The following is a 21,028-nucleotide window of genomic DNA, read 5'->3' on the forward strand; positions in this document are numbered from 1 at the left end:
GGCAAACGACATGAAGACCGCCATTTACCCCGGCAGCTTCGACCCCATCACTCTGGGGCATTTGAATATCATCAAGCGTGCGGCGCTGTGTTTTGACAAGCTTATTGTCTGTGTTATGGTCAATTCCCAGAAGAATGGGCTTTTCACTCCGGATGAACGGGTGGAACTCATCCGGCGGGTGGTCTCCCAGCTGCCCAATGTGGAGGTGGATGCATCCTCCGTACTCCTGGCCGAGTACGCCAGGCAGCGCCGGGCCAGGGTCATCGTCAAGGGGCTCCGGGCCGTGTCCGACTTTGAGAGCGAGGTACAGATGGCGGTGGTAAACCGGAAGCTCAACCCCAATGTGGACACCATGTTCCTGCCCTCCAACGAGAAGTATACCTACCTGAGCTCCACCGTGGTGAAAGAGATGGTGCGTTACGGTGTAGAGCTGTCCGACTTTATCCCGCGGGAGATCATCGAGGACGTGAAAAAGAAAATGAACGACAGCAGGAGGGACGTCTGATGGCGACCGGCGTAGAAGAATTGGTGGATATGCTCTTTTCCATGATCGACGAGGCGAAGGGTGTGCCCCTGAGCAGTGATAAGTGCATCATTGAACGGGACAAGGCTCTGGACCTGCTGGATGAGATCAAGGCTCAGTTCCCTGTGGAGCTGGGTGAGGCCAAGAAGCTCCTGGCCGCCCGGGCGGACTATATCGCCTCCGCCAAGCGGGAGGGAGAGCTCATCCGCAAGCAGGCTGAGGAGAAGGCCCGGCAGATGCTGGCTGAGGACGAGCTCACCGCCCAGGCCAAGCAGAAGGCCAACGAGATGATCAAGGTGGCCGAGGACCGCAGCCGGGAGCTGCGCCGGGCCGCCAACGAGTACTGTGAAGATGCCCTCCGCCGTACCGAGGAGGCCGTCAGCGAAGCCTATGACGAGATCAAGCGTTCCCGTGCCCGGTTCCGGGCGGCGGCGGCTGGTGTGCAGCAGCCTGCCGCCGGAGGCGGCGCCCCCGCTCAGGGTGGCCGCACCGTCTACGACGCCGAGGCCGATGAGTAAATAAGAGCACTTTGCAGCGGGACAGGTCCGAGGACCTGTCCCGTTTTATATAAAAAATTTTCCATCAACGGCGGCAGGACAAATCTGTGGATTTGCCCTGCCGCTTTTTTGCCCTCTTCTGTGATGGGAAAAAGTTTTCCACAAACGGTGCAAAAATGTACCGAGAAACCACCGCTCTGGAAAAGAACGGACCCTTTTTCAAAATGATGCCAAAAAAAGGACCTGAAAGAGCAGGCTCAAAACCGCAATAGAACAAATGTTTTATTACAAAAAATGGTCGGTTTTTCCCGAAATATCTGGGATATTCGGAGAAAAAAGAGGGAATAAACCCTTGCAATTTTAGGGCGGAACCATTATACTGAAACTACTGGTGGAGCGAAATGGAGTAAAGTAGAGCGAAATGGGGGGAGGGGCACAGCTTGGGCAGCGTGACCGGCACCTATGAACACAGTGTCGACGCCAAGGGCCGGCTGTTTATCCCTGCCAAGCTCCGGGAGGAGCTGGGCGAGACCTTCTATCTGGCCATGGGGGTGGATACCTGCCTGGCCATCTATCCTCAGGAGAGCTGGGACCGCTTTACGGAGAAATTCTCCTCCCTCCCCATTAGCAAGTCAAAAGCCATGCGCTCTCTGTTTGCCAACGCGGTGAAATGCGTTCCGGACAGCCAGGGACGCATTGTCATCCCCCAGAGGCTGCGGATGTACGCTGACCTGGGGAAGGAAGTGGTGATCATCGGCGTCCACGACCGGGCGGAGATTTGGAGCGCGGAGCGCTGGAACGCCGAGGAGGAGGAAATGACGCCCGAGAAGATGGCGGCGCTCATGGATTCCCTGGAGCTGTAAGACAGAGGGAGGCGTGCCGCCGTGACCTATATCCATAAGCCAGTGCTCTTACAGGAGTGTCTGGAGGGGCTGAAGATCCGCCCCGAGGGGACCTATGTGGACGGGACCCTGGGTCGGGCAGGTCACTCCCGGGAGATCGTTTCCCGCCTCACTACCGGCCGGCTGATCTGCATCGACCGGGACCAGGCGGCTCTGGATGCAGCGCAGGACAGGCTGGCCGGCCACATGGACAAGGTGACCCTCATCCATGGCAACTTCGGCGATCTGGCCGAACTGCTGGACGAGCGGGGAATCTCCGGAGTGGACGGCATGCTCTTCGATCTTGGGGTGTCCTCCCCTCAGCTGGACGACCCGGAGCGGGGCTTTTCCTATATGCACGACGCGCCGCTGGACATGCGGATGGATCGTTCAGAGACCCTCACTGCCCACACGGTGGTGAATGAGTGGTCTCAGGAAGAGTTAAGACGGATTTTGTGGCAGTATGGTGAGGAGCGGTATGCCCCTCAAATTTCTGCTGCTATCGTGCGCCGGCGGACAGAGGCGCCCATCAGTACCACACTGGAGCTGGTGGATGTGATCCGCAGCGCCATGCCTGCCCAGGCCCTGCGGGAAAAGCAGCACCCGGCCAAGCGGAGCTTTCAGGCCATCCGCATTGCCGTCAACGATGAGCTGGCCTCGGTGGACCGGATGCTCCGGGCGGCGGTGCCCCGGCTCTCCACGGGAGGCCGGCTGTGCGTCATCTCCTTCCACTCCCTGGAGGACCGTATCGTGAAAAACGCCCTGGCGGAATTCGCCAAGGGTTGTACCTGCCCCCCGGACTTCCCAGTGTGCGTGTGCGGCAAGAAGCCGCAGATCACGCTGACGCCCCGGAAGCCCATATTGCCCACGGCGGAAGAGATTGAGGAAAATCCCCGCGCCCGCAGTGCCAAGCTGCGGGTGGCGGAGAAGCGATAGAGAGGCGCCCCTGAAGGGGCGGGAGGGAGCGCTGCGCTCCCAACACGAAAGAGATTGGAGTGACCTGCATGGCGAGCGCTGCGGCCAGGAGAAAAAGCAGATATGACCACCCGCGTGGTACCTATGGAAACCTGGCCTATGCCCAGCCCGCCGCCCGTCCTCAGGAGCGGGGCGGGTCCGAGGTCCTTCGCCCCCAGCCCAAGGTCCGTCCCAGAGAGCGGGCCCTCACCCGGCCCAAGGTACGGGTCCGGGAGGCGGGGCAGATCTCCGTCTTCGCGGTGGTGGGCTTCTTGGCGGTGGGCGTTTTTGCCGTGCTGCTCATGCTCAGCACCGTGCAGCTCACCATGGTCAGCGACGAGGTGGTCTCCCTGCGGAGCGAGCTCTCCGACCTCCAGAGTGAGGAGGCCAAGCTCATGGCCCAGTACGAGCTGGCCTTTGACCCCAGTACCATTGAGGAAAAGGTGACCGCTGACGGGAGCATGGTCAAGCCTGCGGCGGGACAGATCTATACCCTGGATCTCTCCGAAGCCGACAGTGTGGTCCACTACGACCAGGAAAGCACGGGCACGGGTTTCCTGGCTACGGTGCAGGGGATGATCGACAGCGCACTGTCATATTTCCGCTGAGCCCACGCATACAGTGGGAGAGAAGCGGGCCATAGAGAGAACAAAAGGGCGTAAGAAAACAGAGCTTTTCTTACGCCCTTGTTCATCATCCGGAGGATAAGGAGACCAGCATGGCACAGAAAGAGCGCAAAAACAGCACAGGCGGCGCCGACCGCCGCCAGAATCGCACCATCCTGGGGCGCACCATCTTCCTGATGGCGGTGTTCGGGGTGCTGGCCTTTGTTCCCCTGCTATGGAAGCTGTGGCAGATCCAGATCGTGGATTACCGCTTCTACCAGGAGAAGGCCATCAGCCAGCAGACCAGGGATATGCTGGTCACCGCCCCCAGAGGTACCATCTATGACTCCCAGGGGAATATCCTGGCGGTGTCCACCGACGTTTACAATGTGGTCATCTCCCCGAAGGACATCCTGGCAGCAGAGGAGACCAAGGCCGAGTCGGGGGAGAAGAAGGCCGCCAAGGGCGACGAGCTCACCGATGCCGAGAGTGCCGCCATGGCCGGTCGCTATCAGGAGTTCGTGGCCGAGGGCCTGGCGGAGATCCTGGGGGTGGAGACCGATACCATCCTCAAGCGCATGGAGAACACCGGCTCTCAGTATGAGGTGCTCCAGTGGCGGGTGGACGACGATATCTCCACTGCCGTGCGCACCTTCCAGGAGGAAAATGGCCTCTATCCCGGCGTCTATCTCCTACCCGATACCAAGCGGGTATATCCTTACAGCTCCCTGGCCGCCCAGGTCATCGGCTGGGTCAATGTCAATGATGGAAACCGGGGCGCCTACGGCATCGAGGCCAAGTATGAGGACCTGTTGGCGGGGGAGCCGGGCCGGGTGGTCACCGCCAAGAAAAACGACGGCACTGAGATGCTCTCCAGCTACGAGAGCTATGTGGATGCCCAGCCCGGCCTCAACGTCCAGCTCACCATTGACGCCACCATTCAGAGCTACTGTGAAAAGGCCCTGGCCGACGGTATCACCTCCTATGAGGTCCGAAACGGTGGCTTCTGCATTGTCATGAACCCCAAGACGGGGGCCATCCTGGCTATGGCCTCTTCCCCCAACTACGACCTCAACCAACCCAGGAGCGTCACCGATCCCGTCCTGGCGGCCTATCTGGAAAAGGTCAAGAACGATCCCTCCGCCAATGAGGACGCCTATGCCGAGGCACTTCAGGAGGCCCAGTACACCCAGTGGACCAATCGGGTGGTCACCGACACCTACGAGCCCGGCTCCACCTTCAAGATCATGGTCCTGGCCGCCGCCCTGGAGGAGGGCGTGGTCAACCAGAATTCTCACTTTTATTGCCCAGGCTATAAGATCGTGGCTGACCGGCGCATCAGCTGTTCCAAGCACGAGGGCCACGGGGACCAGACTCTGGCCCAGGCGGTGGCCAACTCCTGCAACCCCGCCTTCATCGAGATCGGGCAGGCCCTGGGGGCGGAGAAGTTCTACCAGTACCTGCTGGACTTCGGCATCATCGGCAAGACGGGCATCGACATCCAGGGGGAGGCCGACAACACCAACCTGGTGTGGACCCACGACTACTTCACCGGCATCTACGGCGAGGTCTCCCTGGCTACCGCCTCCTTCGGCCAGACCTTCCGTCTCACCCCCATCCAGCTCATCACCGCCGCCAGCGCCGCCGTCAACGGCGGACATCTGATGCAGCCCTATGTGGTGCAGGCCCTCACCGACCAGGACGGCAACGTGGTGGAGCAGACCGAGCCCACCGAGGTCCGGCAGGTGGTCAGCGAATCCACCTCCGCCATGGTCCGGGAGATGCTCTACGGCGTGGTCAACGGCGGCACCGGTAAAAACGCCAATGTGGAGGGCTACCGCATCGGTGGCAAGACGGGTACCTCCGAGAAGCGAGACGAGGACACCGGCGACCTCATCGTCTCCTTCCTGGGTGTGGCTCCCGCCGACGACCCCCAGATCGTGGTCCTCATCGCTTTCGACAGCCCCACCCCCGTGGTTCCGGGCAGCGACTATACCTCCCACGGTTTCTACATCAGCGGCGGCAACATGGGAGCCCTGTCCGCCGGCTCCCTTATCGCCGACATCCTGGACTACCTGGGTGTGGAGAAGGTATACAGCGACAGCTCCTACGCCGATGTGGTGGTGCCCAACGCCGTGGGCCTGAGCCAGGCCGACGCCATCAAGCTCCTGCAGTCCAAGGGTCTAGGCTACCGGGTAGTGGGCGACGGCACCGCCGTTACCGACCAGCTCCCCGCACAGGGCGTCTCCATCCCGGGCAAGAGCGAGGTGGTCCTCTACCTGGGCGCCGAAAAGCCCACGGAGCAGGTCTCCGTCCCCGACCTCACCCGCATGACAGCGTCGGCGGCGGAGCAGGCACTGGAAAAGCTGGGCCTGTATATGCGGCCCATCGGCGTCACTGACTATTCCGATACCACCATCGCCACGGAGCAGTCCATCGCGGCGGGGACCATGGTCGACCCGGGCACCGTGGTGGAGGTCCACTTCATGGATACTGCGGTGCAGGATTACGCCGCCAACGGAAATATCTCCAACATCCATTAAGTGAGGGAGGCGCGTCATGCGACTGGAGGAGCTGTTGAAGGGAGTGCCCCTGACGGGCGGGACGTGGAAAGATGACACGGAGATCACCGGCATCAGCTACGACACCCGCACCATGGTGCCAGGGAACCTCTTCGCGGCCCTGCCGGGCTACAAGGCCGACGGTCAGGATTTCATCACTGAGGCCCTAGAAAAAGGCGCGGCGGTGGTGCTCTGCCGCCGGGCCCCTGGTTTCCCCGGCCCTTGGCTGGTGGCGGAGGACCCCCGGGCTGCCCTGGCGCTGATCTCGGCCAACTGGTTCGGCCATCCGGCGGAAAAGCTTACCTGCGTGGCCGTTACCGGCACCAACGGCAAGACCACCACCACCTACCTTTTGAAGGCGGTGCTGGAAAGCGCCCTAGGGGCCAGGGTGGGCCTCATCGGCACCAACCAGAACCTGATCGGGGACCGGGTGCTCCCCTCCAGTCGCACCACCCCGGAGTCCTACGAGCTCCAGGCTCTCCTCCGGGCCATGGCCGACGCCGGCTGTACCCACGTGGTGATGGAGGCCTCCTCTATCGCCCTGGACCAGCGGCGGACCTTTGGCATCCGCTTCGCCGTGGGGATCTTCACCAACCTCACCGAGGACCACTTGGACTACCACGGCACTATGGAGGCCTACCGGACGGCCAAGGGCCTGCTGTTTCGCCAGACCGATCTGGCCATCCTCAATCTGGACGACGAGGCGGGGAGATGGTACGCCGGACATGTGCCCTGCCCCGTCTTCACCTACTCCGAACGGAAGGACCGGGCCGACCTGGTGGCCAAGAACCTGCGGCTCTATCCCAGCCATGTGGAGTTTGAGGCGGTGGCCCAAAATACCATCGGCCGGATCTTTTTACCCATCCCCGGCGGCTTTTCCATCTACAACGCCCTGGGCGTCATTGCCTGCGCCCTGAACCTGGGCATCGGCATGGAGGCGATCGTCACTGCCCTCCGGTCGGCCCCGGGGGTCAAGGGCAGGGTGGAGGTGGTGCCGGTACCGGCAGCCTATACCGTCATCATCGACTACGCCCACACTCCAGACGCTCTGGAGAACATCCTCACCACCGTCCGGGACCTCACCGACCGGCGGGTACTCTGCCTCTTCGGCTGCGGCGGTGACCGGGACCGGAGCAAGCGGCCAGTGATGGGGGCCATCGCGGCGGACCTGGCCGACCTGGTGGTGGTGACCTCCGACAATCCCCGCACCGAGGACCCGGAGACCATCATCGGCGACATCCTCCGGGGCATGGAGGGGACGACCACCCCCGTGGTAGTGGAGCCTGACCGGGTGGAGGCCATCCACCGGGTCCTGGACCTGGCTGCCACCGGCGACGTGGTGGTGCTGGCGGGGAAAGGCCACGAGACCTACCAGGAGGTAGGGGAGGAGCACCGCCACCTGGATGAGCGGGAAGTGGTGGCCGATCACTTCGCCCGGCAGAGGCTGTTTGGGAAAAAATGAGGCTCTATGTCCGCAATCTGTGGATTTCTCCGGTTGTGGTTTCCCGTGGGCCGTGATATAATCCCCTTTCGGGACTTTCCCCAGGAGGTTGAAAATATGAGAATTCTGATCGCCGCGCTCTGTTCCTTTGTGCTGTCGGCCGTGGCCGGCAAGTTCCTCATCCCCGTGCTGCGCCGGATGAAGGCCGGCCAGTCTATCAAGGAAGACGGCCCCACCTGGCACATGTCCAAGCAGGGGACCCCCACCATGGGCGGACTGATGTTCATCTTCGGAATCCTGGCCACCATCATCCTCATCGGTTGGTCCGACCTGCTCCGGGGGGACTTCCGGGCCCTCTTTGTCTTCTGCTTTGCCCTGGTCTTCGGTGTCATCGGCTACCTGGACGACTACGAGAAGGTGAAGAAGCGGGAGAACACCGGTCTCACTGCCGGTCCCAAGTTCTTGCTCCAACTGGCCGCGGCCATCGCCTTCACTGCCCTGCTGCGGTACTTCGGCTACCTGGCCCCCCACCTCTATATCCCCTTCCTTCAGATCACCATTGAGCTGCCCTGGGTGGTCTACATGGCCTTTGCTGCCTTCGTCATGGTAGGTACTGTCAACGCCGTCAACATCACCGACGGTGTGGATGGACTGAGCTCCAGCGTTACCCTGCCCGTGGCCGCCTTCTTCTCCGCCGTGGCCTGGTACTGGGGTGTGGCCGACCTGGGTGTCTTCGGCGGCGCCCTCTTCGGCGGCCTGTGCGCCTTCCTCATCTATAACCACTACCCCGCCAAGGTCTTTATGGGCGATACGGGCTCCCTCTTCCTGGGCGGCGCCGTGTGCGGCCTGGCCTTTGCCTTCGACATGCCTCTGGTCCTCATCCTGGTAGGCATTGTCTATATCGCCGAGACTCTCTCCGACATCATCCAGATCACCTATTTCAAGGTCACCCACGGCAAGCGTATCTTTAAGATGGCCCCCCTCCATCACCACTTCGAGATGTGTGGGTGGAGTGAGAAGAAGGTAGTGGCCGTCTTTGCCCTGGTGTCCCTTCTCTTCTGTGCCCTGGCCTTTGTGGGCGTGATGGACCGGTACGCCGCTTTCCTGGACGCAACCCTCTTCTAAAATCCTCAATTTTCCCTGAAAGGCAGGAGATCCGATGGCCCGAAAACTCAAACGTGACCTCACCGTGGAGGAACAGCTGGCACGGGGCCCACTGGACCTGCCCTTTCTCATGTTGGTGTTGCTGCTCACCGCCATCGGCGTCATCATGATGTTCTCCGCCTCCTACGCCGATGCCCTTTACAACATGGATGACCCCACCTATTATTTTATGCGCCAGGGTCTCTTTGCCGTTGGCGGCGTAGTCATCATGTATATCATGAGCAAGATTAACTACCAGACCCTACGATGGCTCTCCGTCTTTGCCCTGGTGGGCTCCATCATACTTCTTGTCATGGTGAAGATCCCCGGCATCGGCGCCAGCGGCGGCGGTGCCAACCGCTGGATTCGGGCCATCGGCCCGCTGCCCCGGTGGCAGCCCTCCGAGGCCGCCAAGCTGGGTGTCATCCTCTATTTCTCCGCTCGGCTCTCCAAGCGAAATACGGAGAAGAAGCGCCATTTCAATAAGCGGACTTACTCCGGTCACTTCCTGGAGCTGCTGGATCGTATTGGCTTTCTGGAGCTGGTGCCCTACGGTGTGGTGCTGGTCATCATCGCCGGACTGCTGCTCCTCCAGCCCCACCTCTCCGCCACCATCCTCATCTTGGCCATCGGCGCCTCCATCCTCTTTGCCGCCGGCATTCGGATGGGCTGGTTTGTGGCGGGCGGCGTCTTTATGACGGCCGCCCTGTGGCTGGTGGTCAACACCACCGACTACATGGCCGACCGTATTGCCATCTGGCAGAACCCCTGGACCGATACCCAGGGAGACGGCTACCAGATCGTCCAGTCCCTCTATGCCATCGGTTCCGGTGGCCTGTTGGGCCTTGGACTTGGAAATTCAAGACAAAAATTCCTCTACCTGCCCGAACTTCAGAACGACTATGTATTTCCCATCGTGTGTGAGGAGCTGGGCTTCATCGGCGCGGCCATGATCCTCCTCCTCTTTGCCCTGCTCATCATCCGGGGCTACTGGCTGGCCCTCCACGCCCGGGACCGGTTCGGCGCCCTCCTCATTGTGGGTATCACCACACAGGTGGCCGTTCAGGTCTTTTTGAACATCGGCGTGGTCACCAACCTCATTCCCCCCACCGGCATCTCCCTGCCGTTTTTCAGCTACGGCGGCACCGCCCTGGTGATTCAGCTGGTGGAAATGGGCATTGTCCTCAGCGTATCCAGACAGATCCCGGCTCCCAAAGCCGGATGAGAAGGTGTTGAAGTGAAGATCCTCTTTACCTGCGGCGGCACAGCCGGCCACATCAACCCCGCCATCGCCCTGGCGCGGCTCTTTCAGTCCCGGCACCAGGACTGTCAGGTCCTCTTCGCCGGGGCGGACAACGGCATGGAGCGGACCCTGGTGCCACACGAGGGCTATGAGCTGCGTACCGTCCACGTGAACACCATCCACCGGGCGTGGAAGTGGAAGGACATCAAGCACAATGTTATGACAGTGGTCACCCTGCCCCAGGCCCGGCGGCAGGCCCGGGCCATCCTGGACGACTTCAAGCCCGACCTGGTGGTGGGCACCGGTGGCTACGCCTCCTACCCCGTGGTGAAGGAGGCCGCCCGGCGGGGCATCCCCACCGCCGTCCACGAGTCCAACGCTGTGCCCGGCCTCACCACCAAGCTCCTGTCCAAGGTGGTGGACCGGGTCATGGTGGGCTTTGAGGACTCCCGGAAGCACTATCCACACCCGGAGCGGGTAGTGGTTACCGGAACGCCGGTGCGCCGGGACTTCTTCGATCACACCCGTAAGGAGGCCCGGGAGGCTCTGGGGCTGGCCGACAACCGACCTCTGGTCCTCTCCTACTGGGGGAGTCTGGGGGCCGACGTCATGAACCGGTATATGGCCGACTTTCTCCAGGCGGAGGCGGCGGAGGGCTTCCTCTTCCACCACATTCACGGCGCTGGGCGGAACTATAAGAGCCTCACCGCCGCTCTGGCGGAGCGTGGGGTGGACCTCACTGGCGGGGCGGAGGTGCGGGAGTATATCTATGACATGCCCCTTGTCATGGCCGCCGCCGATCTGGTGGTGTGCCGGGCGGGCGCTTCCACCATCTCGGAGCTCACCGCCATCGCCAAGCCCTGTGTGCTGGTGCCCTCTCCCAACGTGACCAACAACCACCAGGAGAAGAACGCGCGGGTGCTGGAGCACCACGGGGCGGCGGTGGTGCTGCTGGAGCCGGAGATTGATGGCGCCGCTCTCTACCGGGAGGTCAAGGATCTGCTGGCCGACCCGGAAAAACGCGCGGCCATGTCCAAGGCCCTGACCGACCTTTCGGTTACCGACGCCGCCGAGGAGATCTATCAGACCCTGATGTCCCTCATGAAAGAGGGGAAGTAACGTCCTTTGCTGTCACCCGTCCGCCCGGACGCATAGTATGGCCTGAAACCATCAACATGCGGAGGGTGGACGGTCATGAGCATTTATCAAGTGGAAGGCGGCAGAACGCTGGAAGGGACGGCCATAGTCCACGGGGCCAAAAACAGCGTCCTGCCCATTCTGGCGGCGGCGGTGTTGTGCCCCGGCGTCAGTGTGGTACATAATTGTCCCGATCTCTCGGATGTGCGGGCATCCATAGCCATCCTGGAGCACCTGGGCTGCAAGGTGGAGCGCTCCGGCGACACGGTAACAGTGGATGCCTCCGGGCTCACCCGGAACGATGTGCCCGATGCCCTTATGCGGGAGATGCGCTCCTCGGTAATCTTTCTGGGGGCCATCCTGGCCCGTACCGGGGCGGCGGAGCTGAGTATGCCCGGGGGCTGTGAGCTGGGGCCCCGGCCCATCGACCTGCACCTGGCGGCCATCCGGGCCCTGGGAGCGGAGATCCGGGAGGAGGGTGGCGCCCTCCACTGCGCCCTGCCAAAATGCGGACTTCGGGGCTGTCAGATCGACCTCTCCATCCCCAGCGTGGGGGCCACGGAGAACGCCATGCTCTGCGCCTGCGGGGCGGCGGGGACCACCGTCATCAACAATGCTGCCCGGGAGCCGGAGATCGTGGATCTCCAGGGCTTCCTGCGCGCTCTGGGGGCCGACGTCCGGGGGGCGGGGACCTCCACGGTCACCGTCACCGGCGGGAAGACGCTTCACGGCGGAGAACATACCGTCATGCCTGACCGGATCGTGGCGGCCACGCTCCTCTCAGCGGTGGCGGCCGCTGGGGGAGAGGCGGAGATCCTGGGCACCGATTACCGTCAGCTTTCCACCGTCACCGCCATCCTGACGGAGGCTGGCTGCCGGGTCCGCAGCGGGGAACAGCGGATCTCTATCCGCCGGGACGGCCCTCTCCAGGGGGTGCGGCCCATCCGCACGGCCCCCTACCCGGGCTTCCCCACCGACGCCCAGCCGCCGGTGATGGCGGCCTTGTGTAGGAGTCGGGGGACCACCGTTTTTGTAGAAAATATGTTTGAAAGCCGCTACCGCCATGTGGATGAGCTCTGCCGCATGGGTGCCCGGATCCGGGTGGAGGGCCGGGTGGCGGTGGTGTGCGGTGTGGAGAGACTCCACGGAGCGCCGCTGCGGGCCGCCGACCTGCGGGGCGGCGCTGCGCTGGTGGTGGCCGCCCTGGGAGCGGAGGGTGTGAGCCACATCGAGGGCCTGAGCCACATCGACCGGGGCTACCACGGGCTGGAGGAGACGCTGTGGGGCCTGGGCGCCCGCATCCGCCGTCTGGAGGACGGCGGGGGAGGCTTGCCCAAGTTGTAAGGATTTCTTAACGATTTCCTTACCTTTGTGTGGTATACTGACCCAACAAGGAAGAAAGAGAACGAATCCGGAGGCGGACCCATGGCATCACGGCGTTCCAACAAAAGAAAACGGCGAAACCGGGGACGCTTCGGTTTCCTCTATAAAGTGCTCTCCCTCATCATCATCCTGGTGGTGATTGCTGCGGGCTGTGTGGTCTTTTTCCGGGTGGAGGACATCACTGTCACCGGCGTGAGCCGGTACACTGCCCAGGAGATCATCGATGCCTCCGGGGTGGAGAAGGGGGATAATCTGTTCCTGGTGGGGAGCTCACGGACGGCGCAGAAGATTTATTCCACCCTCCCCTATGTGGATGAGGTGAATATCCGCCACGCCCTGCCCGACGGACTGGTCATCAACGTCACCGAGCGTACACCGGCCGCCGTCATTCAAGGGGATGAAGGCTGGTGGATCATAGACGCCAAGGGCAAGATTCTGGAGCAGGTCTCTAAGCCGGAGCAGGCGGGTGTGGCGGAGGTCTCTGGACTCACCGCCCTGCTCCCCGCTGTAGGGACCACTCTGGCGGTGGAGGATGCCGAGAGCCTCAAGCTGGAGAGCCTGATGGACCTGCTCTCCGCTCTGGAGCAGCGGGACATTCTGGGCGAGGTATCCTCCATTGATCTCACCTCCGCCGCCGAGATCTCCATGGTCTATGATGGGCGTCTCACGGTGAAGATGCGCATGAGCGACGATTTCATGTGGCAGACCCGGGTACTCACCGAATCCCTGGCTCAGGGCATCATTCAATCAAATGAGACAGGAGTGGTGGATCTCACCCTGGATCAGCCCCGATTTATCCCGAAAACGGCCGGAAGTTGACGGGGAAAGTGGAACGAAATCTTGCGCAAGCTATTGACCTAACTGGGAAAGAGAGATACAATACAGTATATTGGAATCAGTCTGCATAGCTTTACTATCACTAGTTGTTTACATAGGAGGAACGGGCATGGCTTTTGGATTGGATACAGGGCCTGAGAGCGTCGTCACCATTAAGGTCATCGGTGTGGGCGGCGGCGGCAGCAACGTTGTCAATCGCATGGTGCGCTCCGGCGTACAGGGCGTAGATTTTATCGCGGTCAATACGGACAAGCAGGCGCTGACCACTTCCAGCGCCACCTATAAGATCCAGATCGGCGAGAAGCTCACCGGCGGACAGGGCGCCGGCTCCAATCCGGAGGTGGGCCGCAAGTCTGCCGAGGAGAGCCGGGGCCAGATCGCCAAGGCGCTGGAGGACGCCGACATGGTCTTCATCACCGCCGGTATGGGCGGTGGAACCGGTACCGGCGCGGCACCCATCGTGGCCGACATCGCCAAGGAGGCCGGACTGCTCACCGTGGGTGTGGTCACCAAACCCTTCGCCTTTGAGGGCCGCCGCCGGATGCTCCAGGCCGAGGCTGGCATCGAGGAGCTCCGGGGCAAGGTGGACTCCCTGGTCATCATCCCCAATGAGCGTCTGAAGTTTGCCACCGATCAGAAGATCACCTTCCAGAACGCCTTTGAAATTGCCGACGATGTGCTGCGCCAGGCGGTGCAGTCTATCTCCGACCTCATCAAGAACACCGGCTTCATCAATCTGGACTTCGCCGATGTCACCGCCGTCATGAAGGATGCCGGCATGGCTCACATGGGCGTGGGCCGGGCCGCGGGCAAGAACAAGGCCGAGGAGGCCGCCAAGATGGCTATTTCCAGCCCCCTGCTGGAGACCTCCATCAACGGCGCCCACGGTGTGTTGGTCAACGTCACCGGCTCCATGGACATCGGCCTGGAGGAGGTGGAGACCGCTGCCAACCTGGTGCAGCAGGCCGCCCACCCCGACGCCCTCATCATCTTCGGCGCCGCCTTCGACGAGGAGCTGGAGGATGAGATCCGTGTCACCGTCATCTCCACCGGCTTTGAAGAGGGGGCTGGTGGTCTATCTAACAATGTGTTCTCCAGTGGCCGTGATGCTGCCAGCAAGGAGCGGGCTGGAGGCGGGGCCAAGACGCCGGGCGGAGCCAACGACCGTCCCGCACTGGAGCCCCTTTCTGAGGAGCCGGAGGAAGACCCCTTTGTGGATATCTTCAAGATCTTCAACCGGGACAAGTAAAAAGTGGATCAATAGGGCCCGGAGCCGTATGGCTCCGGGCCTTTTCTGTCAAAATCGCGCGGCTGTCACTAGCAGCAGTATTTTGCTAGGGAAAGGAGGGTATCAGATCCAAAAGGGCTTGCAATCCGAAGGAAAGGGGCTTATAATAATACCTGCTGAATAAACTGTAAAATGGTTTATTCGTGGGCATATATCCCACAATTTGGCATAAATATGTCTTTCCACTGTGGGAAAGACGATCCGTAAACCGAAGGAGTGATATGCGCCGTGAGCGGTGACCCTTTGAGTCGAAGACATCATGTACGTAGCACGGCGTATTGGCTCTGCGTCTGACCGATTTAGCCGGTGAGGACCGCACGCCTGATTCGCCGTTCAAGCCCGGGCGGGGAGACCCGCAGGGGCGGCAAAATGAGGCGGTGCGGGATTTTTATACCCATTTTCCCGTACCGGGAAAGGCGTGATACCAATGCTGACCATTCACAAGACCATCAACGGTCAGATGACCAAACTGGACAAGGCGGAGGACGGCTGCTGGGTGAACCTCACCTATCCCACGGAGGACGAGATGTCCACCGTCACCGCGCTGCTGGGCATTGACCCAGGCTTTCTGAGAGCTGCACTGGATGAGGAGGAGACCTCCCGAATCGATACCGAGGACGGGCAGACCCTCATCATCATTGACCTCCCCGCGGTGGAGAAGGGGGACGCGGTGGTCTACTCCACCTTGCCCCTGGGTATCATCGTGGCGGAGAAGTGCATCATCACCGTCTGCCTGAAGGAGACCCCCATCATCCGGGACTTCCAGGACGGCCTGGTGAAGAATGCGGAGACCCAGAAGAAGACCAGCTTCATTCTCTATCTGCTGCTGCAGGTGGCCAAACGCTTCCTCCAGTACCTGAAACAGATCGACAAGATCTACAACTATATGGAGCGCCAGCTCTACAAGTCCCAGCGGAACAAGGAGCTCATCCAGCTCCTGGACCTGGAAAAATCTCTGGTCTACTTCAACACGTCACTAAAGGCCAATGAGGTGACGCTGGAGAAGATCCTCCGCGGCCGCATCATCACCCTCTACGAGGAGGACCACGATCTGCTGGAGGACGTGCTCATTGAGGTGCGTCAGGCCATTGAGATGGCCAACATTTACTCCTCCATCATCTCGGGTATGATGGACGCCTTTGCCAGCGTGATTTCCAACAACCTGAACGTCATCATGAAGGTGCTGACCTCCATCACCATCCTGCTGACCATCCCCAACATTGTCTTTGGTTTCTATGGCATGAATATCAACGGTAGCGGGCTGCCGTTGGACCAGTTCTGGTGGGTGCCGCTGATTATCACCGGCGTCATCATTGGTGTCATTGCCGTGATCCTGAAGAAGAAGGACCTGTTTTGAACCGGTGACCCCGGGCCGTATCTTTGGCCCGGGGTCTTGTGTTTTTAGGGCCATTCCCGGTATGCGAGACAGAATTCCCGGACGGTGGGGTGGCGTCGGGAGCCGATTCCATGGTACAATGACGCCAAAGAAAGGGGGCGAGACCCAAATGGAACAGAGCTTTTCAGATCGATTGAAGCAGTACCGGCGGGATAAGAACCTCACCCAGCAGGAGCTGGCCGACATGCTGGGGGTGAGCAACAAGACGGTCTCACGGTGAGAAAGCGGCAGCGGGTATCCGGATGTCCCGCTGCTGGTACCCCTGGCCCGGGCCCTGGGAGTGGCGGTGGACGACCTGCTGGACGGGGAGAAGCCCATCCGGTCCCTGAGCCGGGCCGACTGGCAGAGCCTGCTGTCCTTTGCCTTTGCCCTGGGCGGCGGCGTTCTCTTCTATCTGCTGGATCTCTTTATGCCCATGGTGCTGTGTTACTGCGCCTACCTGGGCTGCATGGCCTATGGTGTCTACCTGCAAAAGTATTACACCTATCACAGCCGCTGGTTTCAGATCTCCAATGCCCTGATGTGTCTGGCGGTGAATCTCACCTTTGTGACCAAGACGGTCATCGCCGCAGTGGCATTGACGCTGTTTGGCTCCTCGCAGGCCATGTTGGGTGCCTCCGTTCAGGGACTGTTACTGAGCGGAAAGGGTGGATCGGTCCTGTTTGGGGTTCTGGCCATCCTGGTGGGCGCCGTGGGACTGACCGCCGTGATTCAGCACCTGGTCTTCCGCTGGAGCAGCGGAGGCGATCCGTGCCGTCTGCGGCTTGTACTGGCCCGGCCACCCATCCGCCGGCTGCTGCCGGGGCTGGTTCCCTGGCTGGCGGCCGCCTTCTGGCTCTTCTATGAGCGGCCGGATCTGCCGGTGGCGCTCTACGAGGGGCAGGAGTCGGCCTTCTCCCTCTATCTGGCCATCCTGGCAGTGCTGGGGTCTCTGCCCCTGCTGGGCCGAGGACACCGGCGGTGGATTCCGGCGGTGTGGTGCATGACTGCCCTGTGCTGGGGAATGATCGGCCTCCGAGTATATAAGATCGCCTGGTCGCCAGTCACCCAGCGGCTCATCCCCTATTCCACCACTCTGGGGAGCATCTATGAGCCCCTGGGTCAGGCCTCCTGGGCCATGCCGCTGGCGGCGGCGGCGCTGTGTGCCCTGTGGGTGCTGCTCCAGTGCGTGCGGTTCTCCAGAGTGGAGAAAAGAGAGTCTGTCCCTCCGGAGACTCCGCCGGAGGAAGCAGAAAAAGAGCACGACCCATCTGAGTGATGGGGCGTGCTCTTTTGTTCAATGACGACCAGCGCCGATGTGTTCTTCTATGGGGTCATCGGAGCGGGGAACGGTAAGGGTCTGCTTATCGTCCAATCCGGGGATGAAAAGGAATTTGCGGATGAGGAAGAGGGCGGCAATGGCGGCCACCATCAGCAGATTTTCCGCAGGAGAGGTGTGCTCAATGACCATCTGGCGAGAGATCGCGAAGAGGAGGACCTCCACTACCGAGCTCAGGTTGTGCCGGCTGAGCATCTTCAGAAACTCGATGCCGATGACGACGGTAAAGGTAGTGGACAGGAACGACTGAAGGCCGTCCACGCTGCTGGGATCTGTGGCCATAAGGCCCAACTGGTGAAAGATGGTGGCAAAGGAGAACAGGATCGCGAGGATCACCAGGACGCTGACCAGAATTTCCAGTAGCTGGGCGATGCGGTAGATGGTGTTTGGGATCTTGATCTTCAGATAGTACATAATATCCACAGTTGGGTCCCTCCTGTCTGTCAGCGCAGGGCGGCCAGGAAGCCGTCCACGTCCTCAGAGGCGGTGGCGAAGCAGGTAACGAAGCGGATCACAGTGTGGCCGGGCTCCTGGGCAGGGCACCAGTCTTCGTAGGCGCACAGAGTGTCAAGTTTGGCTTTGGTGGCGTCATCCACCACGGCAAAAACCTGGTTGGTGGGGGAGTCCACCCACAGAGTCCAGCCCAGAGACTTCAGCCCGGCCTGGAGACGGGTGGCCATAGCATTGGCGTGGCGGGCCATCTCAAAGTAGAGGCCGTCCTTCAGCAGGGCCTCAAACTGGACCCCCAGCAGCCAGCCCTTGGCCAGCACCGCGCCCAACTGCTTTTTGATGCGGAAGAAGTCGGGCTGGAGGGCGGGGTTGGTGATGACCAGGGCCTCGCCCATGAGGGCGCCGTTCTTGGTGCCGCCGATGTAGAAGGCATCGGTGAGCCGGGCCAGATCGGGGAGGGTCAGGTCATTTTGGGAGGAGGCCAGGGCAGAGCCTAGCCGGGCGCCGTCCAGGAAGAGGAGCAGATCATTGGCCCGGCAGTACTCGGAGAGGGCGGTGAGTTCAGCCTTGGTGTAGACCATGCCGCTCTCGGTGGCGTCGGCGATCTCCACCAGCCGGGGCTTGACCAGATGTACGTCCTTGTGCCGTTCCAGGATGGGCGCGATCTGCGCCGGGGTGATCTTGCCGTCTGGACCGGTGTGGATCTGGAGGATCTTGTGGCCGGTGGCCTCCACAGCGCCCACCTCGTGGCCGTTGATGTGGGAGGAGTCGGCGGCGATGACGCCCTCCCAGGGCCGCAGGAAGGCGGCGATGGCGGTAAAGTTGGTCTGGGTGCCGCCGATGAGGAACTGCACCTCGGCCTGGGGGCACTGGCACAAGTCCCGGATCAGAGACTTGGCCCGATCACAGTAGGCGTCATCTCCATAGCCGATGTTGCCCTCCAGGTTGGTCTCGGCCAGAGCGGAGAGGACCTTGGGATGGGCGCCGAAGGAGTAGTCGTTGCGGAAGAGATACTGCTTCATCTTTTATGACCTCCAAGTGCGGAATAAAAACGGCGGGCGGCCTCTGGCCGTCCGCCGTTCGCTGCCGCTTAGAATTTGAAAGAATCCTTCAGGCTCACAGAGCGGTTGAAAACCAGATGGCCGGGCTTGGAGTCCTTGTTGTCCACGCAGAAGTAGCCCTGGCGCAGGAACTGGAAGGAGGCGGGGGCCTGGGCGTCGGCTAGGCAGCGCTCCACCTTAGCGCCGCTGAGGACCTCCAGGGAGTTGGGGTTCAGGCAGTCCAGGAAGTTCTTGTCGCCGGCGTCGGGGTCGGCGTCGGAGAAGAGGTTGTCGTAGAGCCGGATCTCGGCGTCCACGGCGGTGGCGGCGTCCACCCAGTGAATAGTGGCGCCCTTTACCTTCCGTCCGTCGGCGGGATCGCCGCCGCGGCTGTCGGGATCATAGGTGGCGTAGATCTCCACCACGTTTCCGCTTTCATCCTTCTTGCAGCCGGTGCACTGGATCAGGTAGGCACCCTTCAGGCGGCACTCGGGGCCGTTGGGGTAGAGGCGCTTGTACTTGGGCACGGGGGTCTCCAGGAAGTCCTCGGACTCCACGTAGACCTCCCGGGAGAAGGTGACCTCACGGGTGCCGTCCTCGGGCCGGTTGGGGTTGTTTTCCACCTCAAAGGTCTCGCTCTGTCCCTCGGGGTAGTTGGTGATGACCAGCTTCACGGGGCGGAGGACCGCCATCCGGCGCTGGGCCACGTCGTTGAGGTCCTCCCGGAGGCAGTGCTCCAGGAAGGCGAACTCCACAGTGGAGGCGGCCTTGCTCACGCCGTTGCGCTCGGAGAAGTTGCGGATGGAGCGGGGGGTGTAGCCCCGGCGGCGCAGACCGCACAGGGTGGGCATCCGGGGATCGTCCCAACCGGAGACCCGGCCCTCCTCCACCAGCTGGCGGAGCTTGCGCTTGGACATGACGGTGTAGTTGATACCCAGGCGGGCGAACTCGATCTGGCGGGGCTTGGCGGGGACGGGGCAGTTGGCAATGACCCAGTCGTAGAGGGGCCGGTGGTCCTCAAACTCCAGGGAGCACAGGGAGTGGGTGATCCCCTCCAGGGCGTCCTCAATGGGGTGGGCGAAGTCATACATGGGGTAGATGCACCACTTGTCCCCCTGGCGGTGGTGGTGCATGTGGTTGATGCGGTAGATGACGGGGTCCCGCATGTTGAAGTTGCCGCTCTCCAGGTCGATCTTGGCCCGGAGGGTGTACTTGCCGTTGGGGAACTCACCGGCGCGCATCCGGGCGAAGAGATCCAGGGACTCCTCGATGGGACGGTCCCGCCAGGGAGAGCGGGCGGGGGTGTTCACGTCGCCCCGGTACTCCTTGAACTCCTCGGGGGTGAGCTCACAGACGTAGGCCAGGCCCTTCTTGATGAGCTCCACGGCGTACTCGTACATCTTCTCAAAATAGTCGGAGGCGTAGTAGAACCGGTCGCCCCAGTCGTAGCCCAGCCAGTGGATGTCCTCCTGGATGGCCTCCACGTACTCCACGTCCTCTTTGGTGGGGTTGGTGTCGTCCATGCGCAGGTTGCACAGGCCGCCGTACTTTTCGGCGGTGCCGAAGTCGATAAAGATGGCCTTGGCGTGGCCAATGTGCAGGTAGCCGTTGGGCTCCGGAGGGAAACGGGTGTGGACGGTCATGCCTTGGAACTGCCCACCCTGCCCCAGGTCCTCGTCAATAAAATCATGGATGAAGTTTTGGGTCATTACGGGAGTCTCGGCTCCGGTGGCGGACTTGTGTTCCTCGGTCATGGTTTTGTCACTCCTTTAGTTTTCATGCAATTCTATATTTTACCCTGCCCTCGGCAAAAAAGCAACGGATTTCTCATAAAAAACAGGCGTGTCCACTGTACAGCGGACACGCCTGAAAGAGACACGGGGAAAGGGACTCAGCGTCGGTCTGGGCCACCACGTCCTGGCACGCCTCCCACTGGCTGTGGAACTCGATGTCCTGGGTGTTGGAGAAGTGGGTGGTAGCCTTACTGACATCGTCGGTCAGACCCACGATGGCGATGTCCACACCGCCCACCTCGATGGCGAGGCCGGAGGGGGCGTATGGGGGGCATGTGGCCGTGGATATTGGAGGTGTACATGGTGGTGATGATGGTGAGAGCAGTGTCCAGCAGTAGGGAGGCCTCCCCGCGGGGCATCACAGTGGCGTCCAGGGTGAGCCCCTGGGGCAGCAGGCCTTCGGCCTGGCCTCGGCCAGGAAGTCTATGGAATCTCTGATTTAATCCGCACTACCATAAAGGCTCCGGATGTGGGATAATAACACTATCAACGCAATGGTGGTGTATGGGGATGAAGAAACAGGAAACATTTACGGATA

The 21,028-nt window shown here is 61.5% G+C and carries 20 protein-coding genes; 16 read left to right on the forward strand and 4 right to left on the reverse strand.

Annotated elements, in window-relative coordinates:
- The first annotated feature begins 10 nt into the window (after window positions 1–10).
- The 16 genes from coaD (at window position 11) to ACTNBK_RS12105 (ending at window position 17,147) form a co-directional block, all read left to right on the forward strand.
- Window positions 11–505 (forward strand): pantetheine-phosphate adenylyltransferase, encoded by a 495-nt coding sequence (gene coaD, locus ACTNBK_RS12030; protein WP_130849334.1) that lies wholly within the window; start codon window positions 11–13, stop codon window positions 503–505.
- Window positions 505–1,041: a hypothetical protein gene (locus ACTNBK_RS12035; protein ID WP_441146393.1), complete on the forward strand. Its 537-nt coding sequence runs from the start codon at window positions 505–507 to the stop codon at window positions 1,039–1,041. Before coaD ends, ACTNBK_RS12035 begins: the two co-directional genes overlap by 1 nt.
- A gap of 428 nt (window positions 1,042–1,469) precedes the next feature.
- Entirely contained in the window at window positions 1,470–1,883 is a 414-nt protein-coding gene (gene mraZ / locus ACTNBK_RS12040; RefSeq protein WP_441146424.1) for a division/cell wall cluster transcriptional repressor MraZ, read from the forward strand.
- Window positions 1,884–1,904: 21 nt separating this feature from the next.
- Complete coding sequence (rsmH, locus tag ACTNBK_RS12045) at window positions 1,905–2,837, forward strand: 16S rRNA (cytosine(1402)-N(4))-methyltransferase RsmH (protein ID WP_441146395.1); 933 nt, start codon at window positions 1,905–1,907, stop codon at window positions 2,835–2,837.
- 68 nt (window positions 2,838–2,905) lie between these two features.
- Window positions 2,906–3,463 carry a hypothetical protein gene (locus ACTNBK_RS12050; RefSeq protein ID WP_294512520.1) on the forward strand — a complete coding sequence of 186 codons (558 nt, stop codon included), beginning with the start codon at window positions 2,906–2,908 and terminating at the stop codon, window positions 3,461–3,463.
- Window positions 3,464–3,573: 110 nt separating this feature from the next.
- Window positions 3,574–6,003, forward strand: a complete 2,430-nt coding sequence (locus tag ACTNBK_RS12055) for a penicillin-binding transpeptidase domain-containing protein (RefSeq protein WP_441146397.1) — start codon at window positions 3,574–3,576, stop codon at window positions 6,001–6,003.
- A 16-nt stretch (window positions 6,004–6,019) separates the two neighbouring features.
- A complete protein-coding gene (locus ACTNBK_RS12060; protein WP_441146399.1) occupies window positions 6,020–7,483 on the forward strand; it encodes a UDP-N-acetylmuramoyl-L-alanyl-D-glutamate--2,6-diaminopimelate ligase in 1,464 nt (487 codons plus the stop codon).
- 96 nt (window positions 7,484–7,579) lie between these two features.
- On the forward strand, window positions 7,580–8,587 hold the full coding sequence (gene mraY, locus ACTNBK_RS12065) for a phospho-N-acetylmuramoyl-pentapeptide-transferase (protein WP_441146401.1): 1,008 nt from the start codon (window positions 7,580–7,582) through the stop codon (window positions 8,585–8,587).
- Between the two features lie 34 nt (window positions 8,588–8,621).
- Window positions 8,622–9,830 (forward strand): putative lipid II flippase FtsW, encoded by a 1,209-nt coding sequence (gene ftsW, locus ACTNBK_RS12070; RefSeq protein WP_441146403.1) that lies wholly within the window; start codon window positions 8,622–8,624, stop codon window positions 9,828–9,830.
- A gap of 12 nt (window positions 9,831–9,842) precedes the next feature.
- On the forward strand, window positions 9,843–10,967 hold the full coding sequence (murG, locus tag ACTNBK_RS12075; RefSeq protein WP_441146405.1) for an undecaprenyldiphospho-muramoylpentapeptide beta-N-acetylglucosaminyltransferase: 1,125 nt from the start codon (window positions 9,843–9,845) through the stop codon (window positions 10,965–10,967).
- A gap of 75 nt (window positions 10,968–11,042) precedes the next feature.
- Window positions 11,043–12,329 carry a UDP-N-acetylglucosamine 1-carboxyvinyltransferase gene (murA, locus tag ACTNBK_RS12080; protein ID WP_441146407.1) on the forward strand — a complete coding sequence of 429 codons (1,287 nt, stop codon included), beginning with the start codon at window positions 11,043–11,045 and terminating at the stop codon, window positions 12,327–12,329.
- An 81-nt stretch (window positions 12,330–12,410) separates the two neighbouring features.
- Window positions 12,411–13,187: a cell division protein FtsQ/DivIB gene (locus ACTNBK_RS12085; protein ID WP_441146409.1), complete on the forward strand. Its 777-nt coding sequence runs from the start codon at window positions 12,411–12,413 to the stop codon at window positions 13,185–13,187.
- Window positions 13,188–13,314: 127 nt separating this feature from the next.
- Window positions 13,315–14,454, forward strand: coding sequence for a cell division protein FtsZ (gene ftsZ, locus ACTNBK_RS12090; protein WP_441146411.1), 1,140 nt, complete (start codon window positions 13,315–13,317; stop codon window positions 14,452–14,454).
- Between the two features lie 466 nt (window positions 14,455–14,920).
- Window positions 14,921–15,850, forward strand: coding sequence for a magnesium transporter CorA family protein (locus tag ACTNBK_RS12095; RefSeq protein ID WP_294512490.1), 930 nt, complete (start codon window positions 14,921–14,923; stop codon window positions 15,848–15,850).
- 148 nt (window positions 15,851–15,998) lie between these two features.
- Entirely contained in the window at window positions 15,999–16,109 is a 111-nt protein-coding gene (locus tag ACTNBK_RS12100; RefSeq protein WP_441146414.1) for a helix-turn-helix transcriptional regulator, read from the forward strand.
- A 66-nt stretch (window positions 16,110–16,175) separates the two neighbouring features.
- Window positions 16,176–17,147 (forward strand): hypothetical protein, encoded by a 972-nt coding sequence (locus ACTNBK_RS12105; protein WP_441146416.1) that lies wholly within the window; start codon window positions 16,176–16,178, stop codon window positions 17,145–17,147.
- Window positions 17,148–17,165: 18 nt separating this feature from the next.
- Here ACTNBK_RS12105 and ACTNBK_RS12110 read toward each other — a convergent pair whose 3' ends face one another.
- From ACTNBK_RS12110 to ACTNBK_RS12125, 4 genes are all read right to left on the reverse strand, one after another.
- Window positions 17,166–17,621, reverse strand: a complete 456-nt coding sequence (locus ACTNBK_RS12110) for a phosphate-starvation-inducible PsiE family protein (RefSeq protein ID WP_294512604.1) — start codon at window positions 17,619–17,621, stop codon at window positions 17,166–17,168.
- Between the two features lie 29 nt (window positions 17,622–17,650).
- Window positions 17,651–18,679, reverse strand: a complete 1,029-nt coding sequence (locus ACTNBK_RS12115) for a threonine aldolase family protein (RefSeq protein WP_441146418.1) — start codon at window positions 18,677–18,679, stop codon at window positions 17,651–17,653.
- 68 nt (window positions 18,680–18,747) lie between these two features.
- The gene (locus tag ACTNBK_RS12120; RefSeq protein ID WP_441146420.1) at window positions 18,748–20,451 is read right to left on the reverse strand and encodes a glutamine--tRNA ligase/YqeY domain fusion protein; all 1,704 of its coding nucleotides are present in this window, start codon (window positions 20,449–20,451) and stop codon (window positions 18,748–18,750) included.
- Between the two features lie 73 nt (window positions 20,452–20,524).
- Entirely contained in the window at window positions 20,525–20,719 is a 195-nt protein-coding gene (locus ACTNBK_RS12125; RefSeq protein ID WP_441146422.1) for a hypothetical protein, read from the reverse strand.
- Window positions 20,720–21,028: the final 309 nt, after the last annotated feature.

This window comes from Intestinimonas sp. HCP28S3_D6 (assembly GCF_052065695.1).
GTDB lineage: Bacteria > Bacillota > Clostridia > Oscillospirales > Oscillospiraceae > Intestinimonas.

Excerpts from the sequence above, each read along its gene's own strand:
- coaD (WP_130849334.1), top strand. The coding sequence starts at position 11 with ATGAAGACCGCCATTTACCCCGGCAGCTTCGACCCCATCACTCTGGGG.
- ACTNBK_RS12035 (WP_441146393.1), top strand. The coding sequence starts at position 505 with ATGGCGACCGGCGTAGAAGAATTGGTGGATATGCTCTTTTCCATGATC.
- ACTNBK_RS12050 (WP_294512520.1), top strand. The coding sequence starts at position 2,906 with ATGGCGAGCGCTGCGGCCAGGAGAAAAAGCAGATATGACCACCCGCGT.
- ACTNBK_RS12055 (WP_441146397.1), top strand. The coding sequence starts at position 3,574 with ATGGCACAGAAAGAGCGCAAAAACAGCACAGGCGGCGCCGACCGCCGC.
- ACTNBK_RS12060 (WP_441146399.1), top strand. The coding sequence starts at position 6,020 with ATGCGACTGGAGGAGCTGTTGAAGGGAGTGCCCCTGACGGGCGGGACG.
- mraY (WP_441146401.1), top strand. The coding sequence starts at position 7,580 with ATGAGAATTCTGATCGCCGCGCTCTGTTCCTTTGTGCTGTCGGCCGTG.
- ftsW (WP_441146403.1), top strand. The coding sequence starts at position 8,622 with ATGGCCCGAAAACTCAAACGTGACCTCACCGTGGAGGAACAGCTGGCA.
- murA (WP_441146407.1), top strand. The coding sequence starts at position 11,043 with ATGAGCATTTATCAAGTGGAAGGCGGCAGAACGCTGGAAGGGACGGCC.
- ACTNBK_RS12085 (WP_441146409.1), top strand. The coding sequence starts at position 12,411 with ATGGCATCACGGCGTTCCAACAAAAGAAAACGGCGAAACCGGGGACGC.
- ftsZ (WP_441146411.1), top strand. The coding sequence starts at position 13,315 with ATGGCTTTTGGATTGGATACAGGGCCTGAGAGCGTCGTCACCATTAAG.
- ACTNBK_RS12095 (WP_294512490.1), top strand. The coding sequence starts at position 14,921 with ATGCTGACCATTCACAAGACCATCAACGGTCAGATGACCAAACTGGAC.
- ACTNBK_RS12100 (WP_441146414.1), top strand. The coding sequence starts at position 15,999 with ATGGAACAGAGCTTTTCAGATCGATTGAAGCAGTACCGGCGGGATAAG.
- ACTNBK_RS12110 (WP_294512604.1), bottom strand. The coding sequence starts at position 17,621 with ATGTACTATCTGAAGATCAAGATCCCAAACACCATCTACCGCATCGCC.
- ACTNBK_RS12115 (WP_441146418.1), bottom strand. The coding sequence starts at position 18,679 with ATGAAGCAGTATCTCTTCCGCAACGACTACTCCTTCGGCGCCCATCCC.
- ACTNBK_RS12120 (WP_441146420.1), bottom strand. The coding sequence starts at position 20,451 with ATGACCGAGGAACACAAGTCCGCCACCGGAGCCGAGACTCCCGTAATG.